The 16,008-nt window shown below is 56.6% G+C and carries 20 protein-coding genes and 1 pseudogene; 13 read left to right on the top strand and 8 right to left on the bottom strand.

Annotated features, from left to right (window positions below):
• Positions 1-141 precede the first annotated feature (141 nt).
• The 3 genes from ACR0I0_RS13135 (at position 142) to ACR0I0_RS13125 (ending at position 1,779) form a co-directional block, all read left to right on the top strand.
• Positions 142-339, top strand: coding sequence for a CsbD family protein (locus ACR0I0_RS13135; protein WP_171116905.1), 198 nt, complete (start codon positions 142-144; stop codon positions 337-339).
• 94 nt (positions 340-433) lie between these two features.
• Positions 434-1,054, top strand: coding sequence for a PRC-barrel domain-containing protein (locus ACR0I0_RS13130; RefSeq protein WP_171635508.1), 621 nt, complete (start codon positions 434-436; stop codon positions 1,052-1,054).
• 155 nt (positions 1,055-1,209) lie between these two features.
• Positions 1,210-1,779, top strand: coding sequence for a PRC-barrel domain-containing protein (locus ACR0I0_RS13125; RefSeq protein ID WP_480491755.1), 570 nt, complete (start codon positions 1,210-1,212; stop codon positions 1,777-1,779).
• 87 nt (positions 1,780-1,866) lie between these two features.
• Here the strand turns inward: ACR0I0_RS13125 and ACR0I0_RS13120 are convergent, their stop codons facing one another.
• A complete protein-coding gene (locus ACR0I0_RS13120) occupies positions 1,867-2,616 on the bottom strand; it encodes a Crp/Fnr family transcriptional regulator (RefSeq protein WP_171635504.1) in 750 nt (249 codons plus the stop codon).
• 63 nt (positions 2,617-2,679) lie between these two features.
• Here ACR0I0_RS13120 and ACR0I0_RS13115 point away from each other — a divergent pair, with 63 nt between their 5' ends.
• On the top strand, positions 2,680-3,078 hold the full coding sequence (locus ACR0I0_RS13115; protein ID WP_171724069.1) for a hypothetical protein: 399 nt from the start codon (positions 2,680-2,682) through the stop codon (positions 3,076-3,078).
• Positions 3,079-3,171: 93 nt separating this feature from the next.
• On the opposite strand, the gene ACR0I0_RS13110 is transcribed toward ACR0I0_RS13115, so the two are convergent.
• Positions 3,172-3,363: a PLDc N-terminal domain-containing protein gene (locus tag ACR0I0_RS13110; protein ID WP_171172676.1), complete on the bottom strand. Its 192-nt coding sequence runs from the start codon at positions 3,361-3,363 to the stop codon at positions 3,172-3,174.
• Positions 3,364-3,550: 187 nt separating this feature from the next.
• Between ACR0I0_RS13110 and ACR0I0_RS13105 the strand changes: the two genes are divergently transcribed.
• A complete protein-coding gene (locus ACR0I0_RS13105) occupies positions 3,551-4,405 on the top strand; it encodes a formate/nitrite transporter family protein (RefSeq protein ID WP_480491753.1) in 855 nt (284 codons plus the stop codon).
• A gap of 166 nt (positions 4,406-4,571) precedes the next feature.
• On the opposite strand, the gene ACR0I0_RS13100 is transcribed toward ACR0I0_RS13105, so the two are convergent.
• Positions 4,572-4,856, bottom strand: a complete 285-nt coding sequence (locus ACR0I0_RS13100; protein ID WP_480491751.1) for a hypothetical protein — start codon at positions 4,854-4,856, stop codon at positions 4,572-4,574.
• Between the two features lie 123 nt (positions 4,857-4,979).
• On the opposite strand from ACR0I0_RS13100, the gene ACR0I0_RS13095 reads away from it, so the two are divergent.
• The 4 genes from ACR0I0_RS13095 (at position 4,980) to ACR0I0_RS13080 (ending at position 7,888) form a co-directional block, all read left to right on the top strand.
• Entirely contained in the window at positions 4,980-5,141 is a 162-nt protein-coding gene (locus ACR0I0_RS13095; protein WP_093961673.1) for a DUF1328 domain-containing protein, read from the top strand.
• A 51-nt stretch (positions 5,142-5,192) separates the two neighbouring features.
• Positions 5,193-6,818: an acetolactate synthase large subunit gene (locus tag ACR0I0_RS13090; RefSeq protein ID WP_480491749.1), complete on the top strand. Its 1,626-nt coding sequence runs from the start codon at positions 5,193-5,195 to the stop codon at positions 6,816-6,818.
• A gap of 70 nt (positions 6,819-6,888) precedes the next feature.
• Positions 6,889-7,389: a Dps family protein gene (locus tag ACR0I0_RS13085; protein ID WP_171635495.1), complete on the top strand. Its 501-nt coding sequence runs from the start codon at positions 6,889-6,891 to the stop codon at positions 7,387-7,389.
• A gap of 124 nt (positions 7,390-7,513) precedes the next feature.
• Entirely contained in the window at positions 7,514-7,888 is a 375-nt protein-coding gene (locus ACR0I0_RS13080) for a YidH family protein (protein WP_171635494.1), read from the top strand.
• A gap of 44 nt (positions 7,889-7,932) precedes the next feature.
• Here ACR0I0_RS13080 and ACR0I0_RS13075 read toward each other — a convergent pair.
• The 4 genes and pseudogenes from ACR0I0_RS13075 to ACR0I0_RS13060 form a co-directional block, all read right to left on the bottom strand.
• Positions 7,933-8,461 (bottom strand): annotated as a pseudogene (locus tag ACR0I0_RS13075) (integrase core domain-containing protein); the annotation flags it as partial.
• Positions 8,406-8,708, bottom strand: coding sequence for a hypothetical protein (locus ACR0I0_RS13070; RefSeq protein WP_480491747.1), 303 nt, complete (start codon positions 8,706-8,708; stop codon positions 8,406-8,408). The gene ACR0I0_RS13070 and the pseudogene ACR0I0_RS13075, both read right to left, overlap by 56 nt.
• A 211-nt stretch (positions 8,709-8,919) precedes the next feature.
• The gene (locus ACR0I0_RS13065) at positions 8,920-9,477 is read right to left on the bottom strand and encodes a hypothetical protein (protein ID WP_480491745.1); all 558 of its coding nucleotides are present in this window, start codon (positions 9,475-9,477) and stop codon (positions 8,920-8,922) included.
• Positions 9,478-9,844: 367 nt separating this feature from the next.
• Complete coding sequence (locus tag ACR0I0_RS13060) at positions 9,845-10,642, bottom strand: tyrosine-type recombinase/integrase (RefSeq protein WP_480491744.1); 798 nt, start codon at positions 10,640-10,642, stop codon at positions 9,845-9,847.
• Positions 10,643-10,726: 84 nt separating this feature from the next.
• On the opposite strand from ACR0I0_RS13060, the gene ACR0I0_RS13055 reads away from it, so the two are divergent.
• From ACR0I0_RS13055 to ACR0I0_RS13040, 4 genes are all read left to right on the top strand, one after another.
• Complete coding sequence (locus ACR0I0_RS13055) at positions 10,727-11,263, top strand: helix-turn-helix domain-containing protein (RefSeq protein WP_253283290.1); 537 nt, start codon at positions 10,727-10,729, stop codon at positions 11,261-11,263.
• Between the two features lie 4 nt (positions 11,264-11,267).
• Positions 11,268-11,564 carry a hypothetical protein gene (locus tag ACR0I0_RS13050; protein WP_480491742.1) on the top strand — a complete coding sequence of 99 codons (297 nt, stop codon included), beginning with the start codon at positions 11,268-11,270 and terminating at the stop codon, positions 11,562-11,564.
• A 4-nt stretch (positions 11,565-11,568) separates the two neighbouring features.
• Entirely contained in the window at positions 11,569-12,468 is a 900-nt protein-coding gene (locus ACR0I0_RS13045; RefSeq protein ID WP_171724062.1) for an HNH endonuclease, read from the top strand.
• A 198-nt stretch (positions 12,469-12,666) separates the two neighbouring features.
• Positions 12,667-14,181, top strand: a complete 1,515-nt coding sequence (locus tag ACR0I0_RS13040) for a phospholipase D family protein (RefSeq protein ID WP_480491740.1) — start codon at positions 12,667-12,669, stop codon at positions 14,179-14,181.
• A 200-nt stretch (positions 14,182-14,381) separates the two neighbouring features.
• On the opposite strand, the gene ACR0I0_RS13035 is transcribed toward ACR0I0_RS13040, so the two are convergent.
• On the bottom strand, positions 14,382-15,965 hold the full coding sequence (locus ACR0I0_RS13035; RefSeq protein WP_171638478.1) for an arylsulfatase: 1,584 nt from the start codon (positions 15,963-15,965) through the stop codon (positions 14,382-14,384).
• Positions 15,966-16,008 lie beyond the last annotated feature (43 nt).

Below are 16,008 nucleotides of genomic sequence, written 5' to 3'. Positions count from 1 at the left end.
CGAACACCACTGAAGACACAGTTCGGTATCTGCCCGAACCCCCATTTTTCGGGCCAACGCAGAAATATCGCCGGTGCCCGGAACCAGTTCGAGTTTGGTGCGTTTCACTGGCAGCGACGAAGCAATCGAAAGGAATTTACGATGAACTGGGACCAAATTCTTGGACGCTGGACCGAATTCAAAGGCAAGCTGATCGAGCGTTTCGGCGATTTGACCGATGATGAGATCGAGCAAGCCCGCGGCGATCGCGAGCAACTGGAAGGCATCATCCAAAAGAAATACGGAGATTCGAAAGAAGACGTTCGGGAAATCGTGGATCGCCTGATCAAGGACATGTAGCCCAAAGGTGGATGCCCATATTGTGTGGGGTGGCGTCAAATCGGTGGCGCCCCACGCACTCCCAAGATAGACCCCAAAGGTAATCACCACCGCTATGAAACTGTCTGACCTCATCAATAAGCCCGTTGTCCCAGCTGGGACCGACCACGCGATTGGTCGCGTTTCCGATATCGCTATTAGCGCTGGGCAGACCGAGTTGGAGTACGTCTTGGTCAATTTGAGCGTGGCCGGAGGGAATGACCCGGTGGCTTTCACCGCCGATACGCTCGAACTTGGTGCAAGCGTGATAGAGTGCGCGTTTTCCCATCAGCAATTGCATCACCTTCGCCAGCGCAAAGAAGACGAAGATCCCCTTGCAGTGGACATCAAAGGCCTGCCGCCCCTGGTCGTAGGGCCGTTCGGCAACGCGATTGCGCCGGTTGTGATGGGGGCGGTCCTGAATGACGCTCTCCGCCAACGCCCGCAACCCACGCCACCTGGTAGCAACTTCCGATGGTTTACGAAGTTGCGGGGCAACCCCGTGTTTGACGCTACTGGTGAGTTGGGCAAATTAAAGGATATTGAGTTCGACCCTGACACCAAGGTTCTGCGGTTTCTCTTGATCGACGGGCGACCAGATATCCTGAGTTTTCCGTTCGCTGAGTTACGCAATATTCCCGACGACGAACACTACATGGTTCTGTCCACATCTTCCGATCCGCTGCACCCGGTCTGAAGGTCTGACCACGGCTTGTCAAACCGCGCAGTTGCGCGGTTTTTTTCTTTTTAAAACAAATATTTTTGCACTTTTCTGGGAACAAGTCGCGGCGTCATTCGTTTGTTCAACAAGACCGCGGGAAATGCGGTCAGAACAGACCAAAGGAGTGAGCTATGAAACGTTTTCTGACCACAACTTCGATCGTTCTGGTGATGTCGGCATCGGCCTATGCAGAAAGCTCGAATGTCGAAGAAGTCGGCAAGAACCTGGAAGAGGCAGCCGAGGCAGCCGGTGATGCGCTGTCCAATACCGCGCAGGACATCAAGAACGCCGCCCGGAACACGGCGGAAGACGTCGACCAGGCAGCCGAAGCAACTGGTGAGTACATCAGCGAAAAAGCCGGACAGATGGCCGATGCAGTTGATCCAACCTCCATCGACATCACGGGCTATGTCCCCGTTGCCCAAGGCACCATCCCGGCCAAAGATCTGACCGGCATGCGCGTCTATGACGTCTCGCAAGAGTGGATCGGTGAGATCGAAGAGGTTGTCGTCGACATGGACGGATCGGTTGATGGGGCCGTGATTGGCGTCGGCGGGTTCCTCGGCTTGGGGGAAAAGGATGTTCTGATCGATTTCTCGCGCGTGTCGCTGATGCGTGAAATCGATGGTGACACCACCTATGCCTTCGTTCATGCCGACAAGGAGATGCTGAAGGATATGCCGGCCTACGAAGGGTCGTAAACCGGCTCTTCAGTCGCAAAACTCGTGATCAAGCCGCCGGCCGATTTTTCGGTCGGCGGTTTTTCAATTCCTGTCCATCCGCCACGTTTAGATCAGCGGGCGCGGAACGGCTTCGGTGATTTCGACCAAGCCAAGCTCGGCCAGACCCTCAAGGTCGTTAATCTGCAGCACATTGTTGGACCACTCGGCCAAGCCGAGATCCTTCAGTCGGCGCAGGGTCTTGTTCGTGTGAACCAGAGACAAGCCCAACGCATCCGCAAGATCCTGCTGCCGGTAGGGCAGCGGACACCGCAAGCCTTTTGCCAATCCGACGGCCTGCGACCGTGTGTAAAACCGGTGCAGGCTCCACGCGATCTTCTCGATCGCGCCGCGCTGGCCAACGGTTGTCAGGGCGTCGCCCAGAAAATGCTCTTCGACGGCGGCCAGGAATGTCAGGTCAAAGGCGCGATCAGGCTGGTTCTGATATAATTCGAACAGCCGCGAGCGATTGAACACGCACAGCCGCATCGCGGTTGTCGCTTCGACGGAGTGCCGCATCTCGCCCATGACCCCAGCCTGCAGCCCGACGAGATCGCCTGGAAGCACAAAGCCTATGACCTGCCTGCGACCATTTTCCAGCGTTTTATAACGAACGCCCATCCCGCTCAGAACCGTGAACAGATGCGCGGATTTCGCACCCTCGATGAACAGTTGCGTTCCGGGTTCGGCCTGCATCTCGCCGGTTTTGAACCTCTGCATGAATCGCAGGTCGTCTTCCGAGAACGGCAGGAAGACGTCCATCTGCCTCAGCGGACAGTCCGCACATGCGATTAGAGAATTTTTTCGTTGCTGTGTCATAGTTTATTGCGGCGCTGTGGGATTGCCCTAGGGTGGCATCGAACAGATTTCAGGATGGTATTTATGGAAGCCTCTTCCCGCAGCGTAGCAGATGTTTTGATTGTTACGGAAAACTTTATCGAAGCAGCGGACATCAGTGACGCCATCCCCGGAGTTCCAACCGATCGCATTGTCCATATCCGCGAGCTGCACGCGGGCAGGCATTTCTGGCAGGAGCCCAAATTCGCCCCGGCCTTGAGCGTTCTGAGCTATCGCAGAAGTGAGACGTCATTTGACGCCGTCGCGCGGCTGTTGGCCGAGCGCGGCAGTGCGCTGTTGCTGTTGGACCCGTCCCCCGAGGTGCAAGCGCAATTTGAATGTGCGGCACTGATACGGCCTTTTACTGCCGCAGATCTTGCCCGCAAGATCGCAGCCATTGATTTTAGTGGGAACGGCTTGAAGATCGGTTCTGATCCTGGGTGAGACGGCGAAGGGTGCATTGTGCCCCCCAGATCCTTGAACCAAAAAAAGCGCGGCCGATGCCGCGCTTTTTTGTACCGACAATCTCCGCGCTGATCAGATCGCGCTGCGCGCTGCCTTCGGGCCAAAGATCAGCCAGCAGATGAAGCCGACGACCGGAAGCAACAGAACGAAAAGGACCCACAGGATTTTTGCACCGGTCGTCGCAGACGAGCCGATGATCGAGATAATGGCCCAGATCGACAAAACCAGGACGATCAGACCGCCAATGCCATACACTTCCACCATACCGAAGTTCCTTTCGAGTTACTTGTCGTTGTTCCTACAAGGACACAACGCGATAGGTGGCCAAAAGTTCCCGACAAAGATCTGGGTGTGATCCCAGCTCTCGCACGAGGCTTGAGGATTTTTGCGCCTAATGGAACAAAAACGACCGGCAGAACGTTGGGTTTGAAGGTCGATACAAGGGGTCAAAATGTCCAATACACACAACGCGCCGCGAAAAGATCTTGTCGAGAAAGAGAGCGAGCGCGAAGCGGTCGAAGAAGCGTCCGGCCTGTCTCCGCGCCTGATTTTCGAGACCATCCGCCAAAACGGCGAGGAGGAACTGGACCGCCCGACCAAAGCGTTGTTCTGGTCCGGGATTGCCGCTGGAGTGCTGATCAGCTTTTCGGTGCTGGGTGAAGCGATTTTGCGGGCACATCTGCCCGAAACCAGCGGGCGCTTCCTGGTCGAGAACCTGGGCTATTCCCTCGGCTTTGTCCTGGTCATTTTGGGGCGGATGCAATTGTTCACAGAGAACACGATAACGACCGTCGTTCCAGCCATGATAAATCCGTCCGTCGCGTGCTTCACCAAAACCGCCAGGCTGTGGGCAATCGTTCTGGGTTCCAATGTGCTGGGGGCGTTTGCGATATCTGCCTTCCTGATCCATACGCCGGCGTTGTCGCCCCAACTCGTCGCGGTCATCAACGACCTGAGCCACCACGCCACCGGCATGGGCGCCTGGGTTGGCTTTCTGCGCGGAATACCGGCGGGGATCCTGATTGCGGCGATCGTTTGGATGCTGCCTTCGGCACAGAACAACGAGGTGCTGGTCATCGTAATCTTCACTTGGATGATTGCGGCCGGTGACTTTACCCACGTCGTTGCCGGATCGGTGGAAATGGCGGTTCTGATGCTTCAGGGGCAGTTGCCACCAGGCGCAGCCGTTTTCAGCTTTTTCCTGCCCGTTCTGGCCGGCAACATCATCGGAGGAACCGCTGTCTTCACGATGCTGGCCTACGCCCAGATCAAACCCGAAATAGAAGAAGACCCAAAGCGCGGCTGAGGCGCTTTGGGCCTTTGGGATGGCGGGTTGGTTGGCGTGGCAGTGACGAATAGCGCTGTCAGCGATTCCTGATGAAGAACCAGATCAGTAGACCGGCCAAACCCAAGCCGAGCATGGCCGGCAATACGTACTCGATGCCCATATCGGTCGCGAAGTATCGCGTGTTCTAACCGCGGTCCGCCTTGCGAAACGCGAGGCCCAGCAGGACACCCACGCCCAACGCTCCGACCATAGCCAGACCCGGGTTCTCGCGCACGAATGCGGCACTTTTCTCGGATGTCAGTGTCAGCTGCTTTTGCGCCTCGTCGCGCGCCGTCTTCAACGTGTCACGCGTTGCGGTTACGCCATCTTCCAACGCTGATTTGGCCTCCTTGGCCACTTCTTCGATCCGCGCCGCCATCTCCACATGCGGAGTGTCCTGAGGGGCCTTTTTCGCCGTTTTCTGTGTCATGTCAGATCTCCTTTCATCGACCCAACGCGGGCGCTCGTCAAAGGTTCCACCAAAATGACCCGGAACCAATCTGGGGTTCCAAGCGTTAACCCGTCAGTAGCCACAGAAATGAAAGGAAATCCCATGTTGTCCTGGGCGCTGATCTTTTTCGCACTTGCTATCGTTGCTGGCATCTTCGGGTTTGGCGGCATCGCGTCGGCCTCGGCCGGTATTGCGCAGATCCTTTTCGTGATCTTTCTGGTCCTGTTCATCGGTTCGCTGATCTTGCGGCTGATCCGTGGGTGAGCCCCCGCGCATCCCCATTCCCTGAAACAGTACCCCGAGGTTCAAAGCCCTATGAAAGATGCCGTCCATACCCAAACCGCCGCCGAATTGCTGGTTGCCTGCCTGGAAGCCAACGGCGTGGCCTGTGCATTCGGTGTTCCGGGTGAGGAAACAACCGATCTGATCGCCGCAATCGACAAGTCGAGCATCGACTTCGTCCTGTGCCGGCACGAGCAATCGGCGGCGTTCATGGCATCGGTTCACGGGCGTTTGACGGGGAACCCGGCGGTATGCCTCTCGACACTTGGACCTGGGGCGACCAACCTTGTCACCGGTGTGGCTGACGCCACGCTTGACCATGTGCCGCTTATCGCCCTCACGGGACAGGGTGCGCGGTCCAGGCTGGGCCGCGAAAGCCATCAGATCATCGATCTCGAAGCACTCTTCGCGCCAGTCACCAAGTTGAGCCGAACGCTGATGGTCGCGGATGAAATTCCCCAAGTCGTTGCCGAGGCCGTGCGGTTGAGCAAGCTCGACAAGCCCGGTGCCGTCCATCTTTCCCTGCCCGAGGATCTGGCCGAGGTCCCGATTCTGGCCGAACCTTTCGTGGCGCCGCCGACAGCCGAGGTGCGGCCGGCGGCCGATGCGGTCATCCGTGCAGCGCGCCTGCTGGCCGAGGCGAAAAAGCCCTTGATTCTTGCAGGACACGGGGTGATCCGATCCGGCACGGCAAGCGACGTGCGGGCACTTTCAGAAAGCCTTTCCGCCCCGGTCGTCACGACATTCATGGCCAAAGGAGTTTTGCCGCCGGGGCACCCGCTCTCGCTGCATTCGGTCGGTCAACCGGGCAAAGAATTGGTGTCTGAAGCCTTCGACCTGTGCGATCTGATCATTGCCATCGGGTTTGACCCGGTTGAATATCCAACCTCGAACATCTCGATGGGCGGTAAGAAGCCGGTTCTCGAGATCTCGGACGTGGCCTCGGCGGTTGATGTGGACTGGCCGGTAAAGGCCGCTCTGACTGGGGATCTTCCGCACTGCATTGACGTTCTGGCGAAGGCCACCGCCGAACGCCCCGCGCAAAGCTGGTTCAAAAGTCTCCAGCGGAGGATTGACGCCTCGCTGGAAGGTGGAGCAACAGCTTCCGATGCCGCCTGTGTCGCGCCGTCGGACATTTGTCAGGCGATTTCCGAAACGCTTCGCGAAGGCGACGTTCTGTTGTCTGGTGTGGGCTTGCACAAACTTTGGGTCGCCAGCAAGGTTCAAGCGCGCCGGGCAGGGCAAATCATCATTCCGAACGGCCTGGCCGGTATGGGCCTTGCGCTGCCCGGAGCGATCGAGGCTGCCCGCCTGTTGGACGAGGGTCGGGTAATCGCCGTTTGCGGTGATGGGGACTTCCTGATGAACGTTCAGGAGATGGAGACGGCGGCCCGGTTGTGCGTGCCCGTGACTGTTCTGGTCTGGGAAGACAACGGCTATGGTCTGATCGACGAAAAACAACCAGGTGCGCGCGAGTTTTCCTTCGGCAACCCCGATTGGGAGTCACTGGCCCGATCCTTTGGCTGGGTCTATCACGACATCGAAAGCCACAGCAAACTTGCTCCTGCGCTGCAGGCGGCTGCCGACGTCGCCGTTCCGACTTTGCTGCGGGTGTCGGTCGACTATTCGGCTGATGGCGGAATGCCCACTGTCACCTGATTTTTTTCGTCGAAAGTGGAACAACGCCAGGCTTTGGGCGTTTCTTCCCCAGTAGAAAAAAGGAGTTGTCATGACCGACGCATTGAACGTTGTCCCGAACGAAAACCCCGTTTCCACTGGCGTGCGCGACACCGCGCCCTTGGCCAAGGGTCTGGCTGATGTTCTGGCCGACACCTACCGGCTGACCTTCAAGACACATGCGTATCACTGGAACGTGGAAGGCCCGCTGTTCTATTCGATCCACAAGCTGACCGAAGAACAGTACGAAAACATGTTCGCCGCTGCTGATGAGATCGCGGAACGCATCCGCGCGCTGGGTCATCTGGCACCCTCGCGCATGTCCGACATCCTGGATTTCTCGGTCATCAAGGACCGCGAAGGGGACCTGACCGCCGCCGACATGATCGAAGATCTGGCTGCTGATCACGAGCGGGTGGCGCACCGCCTGCACGCCTTGACCGAGCTTGCAGGCAGCCGCAAAGACGTCGTGACTGAAGATCTGGCGACCGAACGTTCGGCATTTCACGAGCAGGCAGCTTGGATGCTGCGGGCGATCTCCAAATCAAGCTGACGCGGTGTCCGGGCGCGTTTGGCATTTCGAGATCCAACTGCGCGCGCTTAAGGTCTTGTGCAGGCTTGCCGAAAAATAGGCTAGCCTGCACATTCTGATCTGGTGACCAGTCCAAAGGGTGGCAATGTCTGATAAAAACACGAAAAGCCAAAACTTGGCCGAAGAGCGGACCGACTGGGCCGAAGACCGCACCATTTTGGCCAATGAGCGCACGTTTGCGGGTTGGATGAGAACCGGGATGGCATGCGTGGCCATCGCCCTTGGCCTCAAGGCCGTATTTTCCGCCGTCGAGCCCGAGTGGTTGGCGAAAGCCGCAGCCACTCTTTTTGGGTTGATCTCGCTGCTGATCTATTGGGGAGCGTGGATGAACGCCCGCCGCGTGTATTCCCGATTGGAAGCGCACAGCGCCCAACCGGCATCTCGCTTCCACTTGCAATTGGTTGTTGGAAGCCTGTCCCTCGGATCAATCGCATGTTGCCTTGTGTTGTGGCTTGTCTAAGTAAGGCACCTGGCGTGCCCCCGTCGGGTGGTCCGGTCTGATTGTTAGTTCATCGTCGGCCTCTGGTCCACCGGCACGATGCATTCTGACGCGGGCGGACGGTAGCCCAGTGCACTGTGTCCTGACGGTATTGTAGTGGACACGCCATTGCTCGATCAGGAATCTGGCTTCCTTTAGGCTATAGAATAGCTCGCCGTTGAGCAGTTCATCGCGGAACCGTGCGATGAAGCTTTCGCAGAAGCCGTTTTCCCAAGGTGACCCCGGCTCGATGTAGGCCGTTTTGGCGCCGACGGCCGCGATCCAGTCCTGCACCTTCTGCGCAATGAACTCGGGGCCGTTGTCGGACCTGATGTATTCCGGCGGTCCCCGCAGAATGAAAAGGTCCGTCAGCGCATCCAGCACGTCGGTCGAGTTGAGCTTGCGATCAACGCGGATCATCAGCGCCTCACTGGTGTATTCGTCGATGATGTTCAGGGTACGGTAGGCCCGCCCATCGGCGGTTCGATCTTGGACGTAATCATAGGACCAGACGTGGTTGGGCCGCTCTGACCGAAGCCGAACGCACGACCCGTCTGCTGCCCGGCAGGGCATTGCGCAGCAATGTCCCGAGAGGGTTCAGCCAGAGTCCCCGCCGCGCGGCTTCGTTTATGGCGAAGTCCCTTAACTGCCCCGTGGTCAGGTCCGGCAGGTCCAGCACAACGCAGCGGCTCTGAAACGGTTCTGGCAGGCCCTGCCGGCTGTTCGCCGTCATCACCCAGTTGACCCAGGACATGTCCATCTTGACCTGGAAGAACGGGCATTCCCAGGTCGCCGCCGTCATCCGCTCCCGCAGCGGCAGCAGGGCGTCAGTCAGCGTGTGCCGCGTGCCTTTGTTGGAGTGGACCTCGTCGGCCTTTTCGATCTCGTCGATGATGACCAGCGGCCCGCCATGCCGGTTGTTCAGGACCGTGTTGACCAGTTTGCCCGCATGGGCGCTGCCCCAGCCGCGCTGGGATCCGGTGAGCGCGAAGGACGCCGGCTTGCCCGTTGCATCAATATTGGTCGCAGGGACCTCCAGATGGTGGGCCAGTCGCCGGGGCCCAGAAGCTCTTGCCGATACCAGGCGGGCCGTTCAGGATCAGCGGGGCGAAGCGGACACCCGGCAGGCCCTCGCGTGTCGAGGCCCGCAACCCGTGCCAGACGGCTTCGGTGGCGGGCGCCATCCAGGGCATCTCAGCATGCAAGGCGGTCGCGATCTCGTCCGCCTCTTGTTCGGTGGTGATGCGGGTGACCGGCAGTCCGCCACGAATGGGCGTCAGCTTCGCGCGGTTCTCCTCGCTGAGGCGAGACAGACCAGACAGGGCGCCCAGCCGTTGCACGTAGCAGTGCGCGCGACGCCGGATCTTCCGCCGCTCGGCCTCATTCAGATAGTCGAAGAACTGGTCCATCTTGTCGCGGGCGCCTTCATCGTCACCGGTCTGCGCCGCCTGGCGTTGCCTGCGGAGGCCGCGCAGGAATGTTTTCAGGCGCCGTTCGACCTCGTGCAGCGTCGGCAGGTCGTCTTCGAAACGCAGCGCATGAAATGGATTCGTGGTGGTGGCACGGGGCATCGCAGAATCCTTTCGAGGCGCGACGGGGCTTGCCGCCCGTTGTCCACACCGCCGGGGCGGGCGGGGCTGATGGGTGTGAAAGGTTCCGGAACCTGTGAAACGATTAGGGAACAACTAACGTGCAGCGTGTCAACGCATCCTGGTTGGTTGCGCCATCGAACCCGGCCGGAATGAACGAACCGATCCACGACACACAAGTTGTTGAAAGAACTGCGCTAAAAGGAAGGTAGATTCGAGGGCAATTCAAAAAAACCGTTTTTTGTCGTAAAAACGGACTTTGGATGTCGAACGTCAATCTGGGAAAACTGGCGACCCCGGCAGGATTCGAACCTGCAACCTGCCCCTTAGGAGGGATGCGTTCATAGCGCTATTCCTTTTGTGATTTCTTACTGTTGGGTGTTTGTACAGTGTCATCCTGTACATGGTTTGTACGAAAACGGGCCCTGATGTCGGCCTCATCGGTCTCTGCGTGAGCATAGATGCGCATGGGCAAATTAGGGTCTGACCAGCGGCCAGCCTTGGCTGCGGTTACCGGGTCTACACCTTGGCGCACGACTAGCTCAGTGAAGAAACCGTGCCGCCCAGCGGGGTGGGCTGAAAGGTAAGGGATGCCCGCGCGCTTGCAGATTGTCTTCCAGCGCGTGTTGTAGCCTGTCGAGCTGCCATAACCGAAGACGCGGGGTTTCATCAGTTTACCGGTCTTACGGTTCTTTGGCCGCTTCGGTGGCAACGCGAGAAGCTCGTCCATCATCTGAGGTGAGACGGTGATCCAACTTTCGGGATGGCCCTTCTGCGCTTTCACGCGGACTTTATTCTCAAGCGGCCGCAGATCATCAGGCTCCAATGACACGGCCTGATCAATCCGCGCGGCCGTCTCGAACATGAAACGGACCAGCGCGGCATTGTACGGATCGGCGGCACGGCAAAAGGCCTCTATCCATTCCTTGTCGGCTGGCGTGCGCTCAACACGACTTAGCTTCCCTCGCCGCTTGTCCTGAGCGATCCGCTCGAACTTGTCGTACGGCTTCACGCGGATCAGCGGCGTCCCCTCCAGTTCGTGCGCATTGTTGATGACCGCACTCGCGGGCGTCACGATTTCGCGCCACCAGGTATCGGTCGACGCTTTCGGTTTCAGCTTCGGCCCACTGGGCGGGCGTTTTCCCAAGCCCCAGGATCTGAGAGCTGTCTGAATAGTTAGTCTCTGCCATTTCAGTCGTCCTTGTCCGCTAAAGTTGAATCAGCGACACGCATGGAATCGCTTGTTCTGCACCTTCTGACGTGGTCAGATGTGATTAACTGCAAATGTTCGTCATTTTGTGCAAAGTTCGCGAATTTCGACGAAGTAGTCAATTGGAAAATTCAGATGCCGCAGAAACATGCTGATCTTTTTGCTGCAATGGGTGCCCGTCTCACCATTGCTCGCAATGAAATCGGCTTCTCACAAGCGGCCATGGCGGAAGCTATCGGTGTCTCACCGCGCGCGTATCACAGCTACGAAAAAGGCCAGCGCGGAATGCCCGTAGAAGCCTTGGTCGCGATGGGTGAGCGGTTCGAGGTGGACGTACCCTGGCTACTTCTGGGCACCAAATCCATTCGGGCAGGGCATGATTTCGAAGCCCTCAAACACATCGAAAGCTCGCTAGATAAGCACCTCACCGACGAGGGCATAAAAGTCAAAAGTGAGAAGCGCGGGGCCATCGTCGCGCGTTGGTATCAATCGCATATCGAAGGCCGTGAAGTGACGGATGATGACGTGCACACATGGATCGAGCTGGTAAGGGAGTAATCTGGTGAACAAGGCAAGCAAACGCTGGAACATGTTGCGGCATTCGGTCTTGGAGCGCACTCGCCGTGAGGTAATCGAACCCTTTGGGCCGCTTTACCTGATCTTCCTGGGAACCAGCGTCTTCTACCTGATTGGCTTGGGTCGACCATCATTGGCACAACAGACCGCCGAATACTCGGTTTTGGCTGCCATCTTGATTTTTGCCATCGCCGCAGCTGGCTTGGCACTTCCATTTTTGACAGGCGCGGTGCTGACCCTACGCGCGGCCGATCGAAAACTGGAACGCCTCCAACGCGGGTGATCCGATGGCCTTCGGTATCTTCATCCATCGCAGCGACTCGATCTACGACGACATTCCCTCGGAGCGGTATCAGTTTCCCAAGCAATACCTTTCACGTGCCCAACAGTGCGAAGGGGATTGGATCGTCTACCTGGAGCCAAGCAAAGTCAAAGAGACCAAAGGGTACTTTGCTGTCGCAAAGGTCCAGGAGATCATTCCGGATCCTCGGAAACCGGACATGTTCTTGGCGGTGATCGAGCCAGGAACGTATCTTGATTTCGGCGACCCTGTTTCATTCCGAGACGAAAACTCAATCGTCGAACTAGGGTTGTTGAACGATCAGGGTAAGATATCTGGACGCGCGCAAGCCGCAGTAAGAACCCTTTCAGCTGCAGACTTTGCCCGAATAGTCGAACGTGGTCTTGGACGAGATGAGGACATCCTGCCTCGCGTGGGCGACACGATGCAGTTGCCAGGGTTTCAGGACGCGCAAACACCTTTCCAGCACATGCCTGCACGGGAACGCGTCAACCAGCTGACTAATCGCGCGGTTCGCGATCGAAATTTCAGAAAGAACGTCCTGCGCGCCTACGGCGAGCGTTGCGCCATCACCGGCCTACGCCTGATCAATGGCGGTGGTCGCGCTGAGGTGGAAGCCGCTCATATCAGACCTGTAGAGCATGACGGACCCGACATCGTCAGCAATGGGCTCGCCCTGTCCGGAACTGCGCATTGGATGTTTGATCGCGGTCTCGTTGGGTTGGCAGACGACCTGACTATTCTGGTTTCACGTCAGAGCAACGACATCGAAGCCGTGACATCGATGATCAACTCGTCCGGCAAGACCTTGGTGCCTGACCGCCTCGCCAACCGGCCAAGGACCGAGTTTGTAACCTGGCACAGAGAGAACTGTTTCAAGCATTAACGATACTCAGTGCGGACCTTGGTGCAAAACGCAGCTAACGGCCGGAAAGAGCCCAAAGTGGGCAAAATGCTGCGCTGAATCTGTGCCCCGGTCTAAGCTCTTGAAAAACTGTCTGTCGATAGTTCAAGTTCATCAACAAAGCCACGCTGATTTAATACAACGGGACCCTAAATGCGGCTAATTAGGATTTTATTGATTGTGGTAGCGTTGATCGCAATCGCCATAGTAGGGTTAAGGTTTGCGTTTCCTCTTCCTGAAGAAAACTTTTCTGAGTTGACACATAGACAAGGTGCCGATTGGGCCGGACCCTTGGGAGCAACTATTCAAAATGCTCTGGATAGGAATCCAGGGCTCGACGGGGTGCGGCCTTTGGGAAATGGACGCGCCGCTTTTGCGGCTAGGGCCATACTTGCGAGGGAAGCGACATCTTCAATCGATGCTCAGTACTACATTTGGCAGGATGACGTTACGGGCCTGATGCTTCTAGACGAGCTTAGGGCAGCAGCCGAGCGAGGCGTACGAGTCAGGTTGCTGGTCGACGATAACGGCATCTCCGGATTGGATAATTTGCTTGCCGAACTGGACGCTCTGCCCAGTGCGAGTGTGCGCATTTTCAATCCGTTTACGCTGAGAAACCCCAAGCTTTTGTCTTACGTATTTGATTTCAGTCGCCTGAACAGACGAATGCACAACAAGTCTATGACAGTAGACGGCGTGGCTACAATTGTCGGCGGACGAAACATCGGTGACATTTATTTCGATTATGGAACTGGAACGCACTACCTGGATGTAGATGCGATAGCCATTGGGCCAATTGTTGAAGAGGTTTCTCAATCATTCGACGCGTACTGGAACAGTGCTTCATCCTATGACGCGGACCTTTTTTTGGAGCCTCCGCTAAAACAAAGCCTTCAAGCCATGGCCGACGCAGCGCGTCAGACTGCTGCTGGCGCCGGCTATCAAAAGGCGATCCAGGAAAACGAACTGGCCGACCGAATAGCCGCACATGATCTGAAATTCGAATGGAGCGAAGTCACCCTTTTTGTAGACGACCCGGCGAAAGGTTTGGGGGAAGTCAAAAGTGGAGACCTGATCGTCGAACAACTGATCGAATTCGCCAATACATCACAAATCTCACTAGACCTTGTATCGGCGTATTTTATTCCCGGCGAAAGAGGCGCTGATGTTCTGCGATCGTTGGCTGAGTCCGGAGTAAAGGTGCGCGTTTTAACCAACTCTTTAGATGCTACGGATGTGATGCCGGTTCATGCGGCGTATATGCGATACAGGGATGATCTTCTGAACAGCGGTGTAGAGCTTTTGGAGCTGCGAGCCTTGCGACAGGAACATCGCGATCGAAGTCTACCAGAGATTCTGGCCGGATCAGCATCTGGGTTGCACGCAAAAGTTTTTGGGTCTGATAGAGAACGGGTTTTTATTGGCTCATATAATCTGGATCCCAGATCCGCACGTCTCAACACTGAAATGGGCCTCATGATAGAAAGTCCAACAATTGCTGCTTCGCTCGCTGAGCAATTGAACAAACCCGAGTTTTCGTATCGCGTCGAGCTTGACGACAACGGCGAGATAATCTGGCTGCAAGTAGAACAAGACGGAACAGTTACCGTTCACACCAACGACCCGGAAACAAACGGCTTCCAGCGCGCATTGACAGTGGTCGTAAGGTGGCTGCCAGTCGAGTGGATGCTCTAACTGCTCGACTTCTAACAGTCAGGTTTTTCTCAGTCGTTCAAATTTTGATATTCGAGCTGAGGGTGTCCGCTGAGAGCCCAAAAGGAGCCCATTAAAACGATTGAGCAAACCGAGACATTACAGAGGGACGAATGAGAATATCCGCCCCTCTCACCGAGGCACTCGCTAAAAAATCTTCGTTTCCAACAGTTTAAAACCAGCTACTGCAGTGCTTTGCTGATGAAGTCCTCAACCACGTTGGACATGTCGAAGGACTCACCCCCTTGAACCGGAGGGTGGTCCGCAAGAGATCCCAAGTGCATGCCCATAAGAGTGCCCATTGGTTGGATCAGCCAGGACACTTTCTGCATGAGATGCCCGTAAGAATCGACTGAATCGAAGCTCTCGAAAGGGTCCATTCGGATATTGAAGACCAAAGGAGCACCGGTGCGGGCCGCAACGGGATCGTAGTAGTTTTCCTTGGTGGCAAAATGGAACTTCCAAGGTCCCATGCGAACCGCCATGAGGCGTGCTTCGTAGTAGTGGAAGATATGAGAACGGTTGGAATGCTCCTGCTCACCCTTCCAATAGCCGAGGTTGTCAACACCGTCGATGAACTGTTGCTCCTGCTCCATAGCTTGTGCGGCGATGTCCTCGATGCCGGCAGCGCTCGCCAGTGATGTAAACATATCCTGATGTCCCTGGATGCCGTTCAGTACCTTTCCTGCTTCCAGAGTGCTTGGCCAACGGATCATTGATGGCACCCGGACTCCACCTTCATAAGTGGTCATTTTTTCACCGCGGAAAGGAGTGGTCGCACCGTGAGGCCATGAAGAATGCTCTGGCCCGTTGTCTGTCGAGTACCAAACGATTGTGTTCTCAGTCAGCCCCTGTTCGTCTAGCCAGTCAAGCACGATGCCAATGTCATGGTCGTGCTGAAGCATGCCGCTGCCGTGCAAGTCCGCTTCTGATGTGTATTTTTCGGCTGCGTAGCGCCATTCGTCATTTAAGCGAGTATAAAGATGCATGCGGCTGGTATTGAGCCAGACAAAGAAAGGTTCGCCGGCCTCTTTGGAAGCGGACATGAAGTCCAGCGCCAAAGGGATCACTTCACCTTCGTCGAAGTTTTTCATCCGGTCTTGGGTTAGCGGCCCCGTGTCCTCAATGGTCTGCGTTCCTACCTTGCCAAATCGCGGATGCTCAGTCGGATCGTCGGTCTCCGAGGCGAAGCTGTGGATTACTCCGCGTGTGCCATACTGTTCTTCATAGGCTTCCAACGAGCCCGCAAACTCCTCTCCAAACCGCTGGTAATCGCGTTGTTCAGCCTCTTCCTGCGTGTTCAGGTGATAGAGATTGCCGAAAAATTCGTCGAAACCATGCATTGTCGGCAAGTGTTCGTTGCGATCACCGAGGTGGTTTTTGCCGAAGTGGCCGGTGCGATAGCCTGCCTGGTTCATGTAGTCTGCAAGTGACGGGGATTCCTGCTGCAAACCTAATGGAGAGCCGGGTTGACCCACGGTCGTCATGCCGGACCGAATTGGATATTGCCCAGTGATGAAAGCGGCACGCCCTGCCGTACAACTTGGCTGGGCATAGTGGTCCGTGAAACGAATGCCTTCGTTTGCGATCCTGTCAATATTGGGCGTGGTGTATCCCATGGTGCCCATACCGTACGAAGACAAGTTCTGCCATCCGATATCGTCACCCCAGATCACCAAAATATTGGGACGTTCATTTTCTTGCGCGATTGCGGTATTGCCAATTGCCGTCAAAGCAAACAAGCAAATCAGTTTTCCGAAATTCATTGGAGTCCCCCTTATTTTGAAAACAAGCTAGGTCACTGATGAT

Source organism: Ruegeria sp. AG6, from assembly GCF_056541565.1.
Note: the sequence above shows the minus strand (reverse complement) of the source record. Positions and strands in the feature narration are given on the sequence as shown.

Coding starts and splice junctions, on each gene's coding strand:
- ACR0I0_RS13135 (WP_171116905.1), top strand. CDS start 142: ATGAACTGGGACCAAATTCTTGGACGCTGGACCGAATTCAAAGGCAAG.
- ACR0I0_RS13130 (WP_171635508.1), top strand. CDS start 434: ATGAAACTGTCTGACCTCATCAATAAGCCCGTTGTCCCAGCTGGGACC.
- ACR0I0_RS13125 (WP_480491755.1), top strand. CDS start 1,210: ATGAAACGTTTTCTGACCACAACTTCGATCGTTCTGGTGATGTCGGCA.
- ACR0I0_RS13120 (WP_171635504.1), bottom strand. CDS start 2,616: ATGACACAGCAACGAAAAAATTCTCTAATCGCATGTGCGGACTGTCCG.
- ACR0I0_RS13115 (WP_171724069.1), top strand. CDS start 2,680: ATGGAAGCCTCTTCCCGCAGCGTAGCAGATGTTTTGATTGTTACGGAA.
- ACR0I0_RS13110 (WP_171172676.1), bottom strand. CDS start 3,363: ATGGTGGAAGTGTATGGCATTGGCGGTCTGATCGTCCTGGTTTTGTCG.
- ACR0I0_RS13105 (WP_480491753.1), top strand. CDS start 3,551: ATGTCCAATACACACAACGCGCCGCGAAAAGATCTTGTCGAGAAAGAG.
- ACR0I0_RS13100 (WP_480491751.1), bottom strand. CDS start 4,856: ATGACACAGAAAACGGCGAAAAAGGCCCCTCAGGACACTCCGCATGTG.
- ACR0I0_RS13095 (WP_093961673.1), top strand. CDS start 4,980: ATGTTGTCCTGGGCGCTGATCTTTTTCGCACTTGCTATCGTTGCTGGC.
- ACR0I0_RS13090 (WP_480491749.1), top strand. CDS start 5,193: ATGAAAGATGCCGTCCATACCCAAACCGCCGCCGAATTGCTGGTTGCC.
- ACR0I0_RS13085 (WP_171635495.1), top strand. CDS start 6,889: ATGACCGACGCATTGAACGTTGTCCCGAACGAAAACCCCGTTTCCACT.
- ACR0I0_RS13080 (WP_171635494.1), top strand. CDS start 7,514: ATGTCTGATAAAAACACGAAAAGCCAAAACTTGGCCGAAGAGCGGACC.
- ACR0I0_RS13070 (WP_480491747.1), bottom strand. CDS start 8,708: ATGACGGCGGCGACCTGGGAATGCCCGTTCTTCCAGGTCAAGATGGAC.
- ACR0I0_RS13065 (WP_480491745.1), bottom strand. CDS start 9,477: ATGCCCCGTGCCACCACCACGAATCCATTTCATGCGCTGCGTTTCGAA.
- ACR0I0_RS13055 (WP_253283290.1), top strand. CDS start 10,727: ATGGAATCGCTTGTTCTGCACCTTCTGACGTGGTCAGATGTGATTAAC.
- ACR0I0_RS13045 (WP_171724062.1), top strand. CDS start 11,569: ATGGCCTTCGGTATCTTCATCCATCGCAGCGACTCGATCTACGACGAC.
- ACR0I0_RS13035 (WP_171638478.1), bottom strand. CDS start 15,965: ATGAATTTCGGAAAACTGATTTGCTTGTTTGCTTTGACGGCAATTGGC.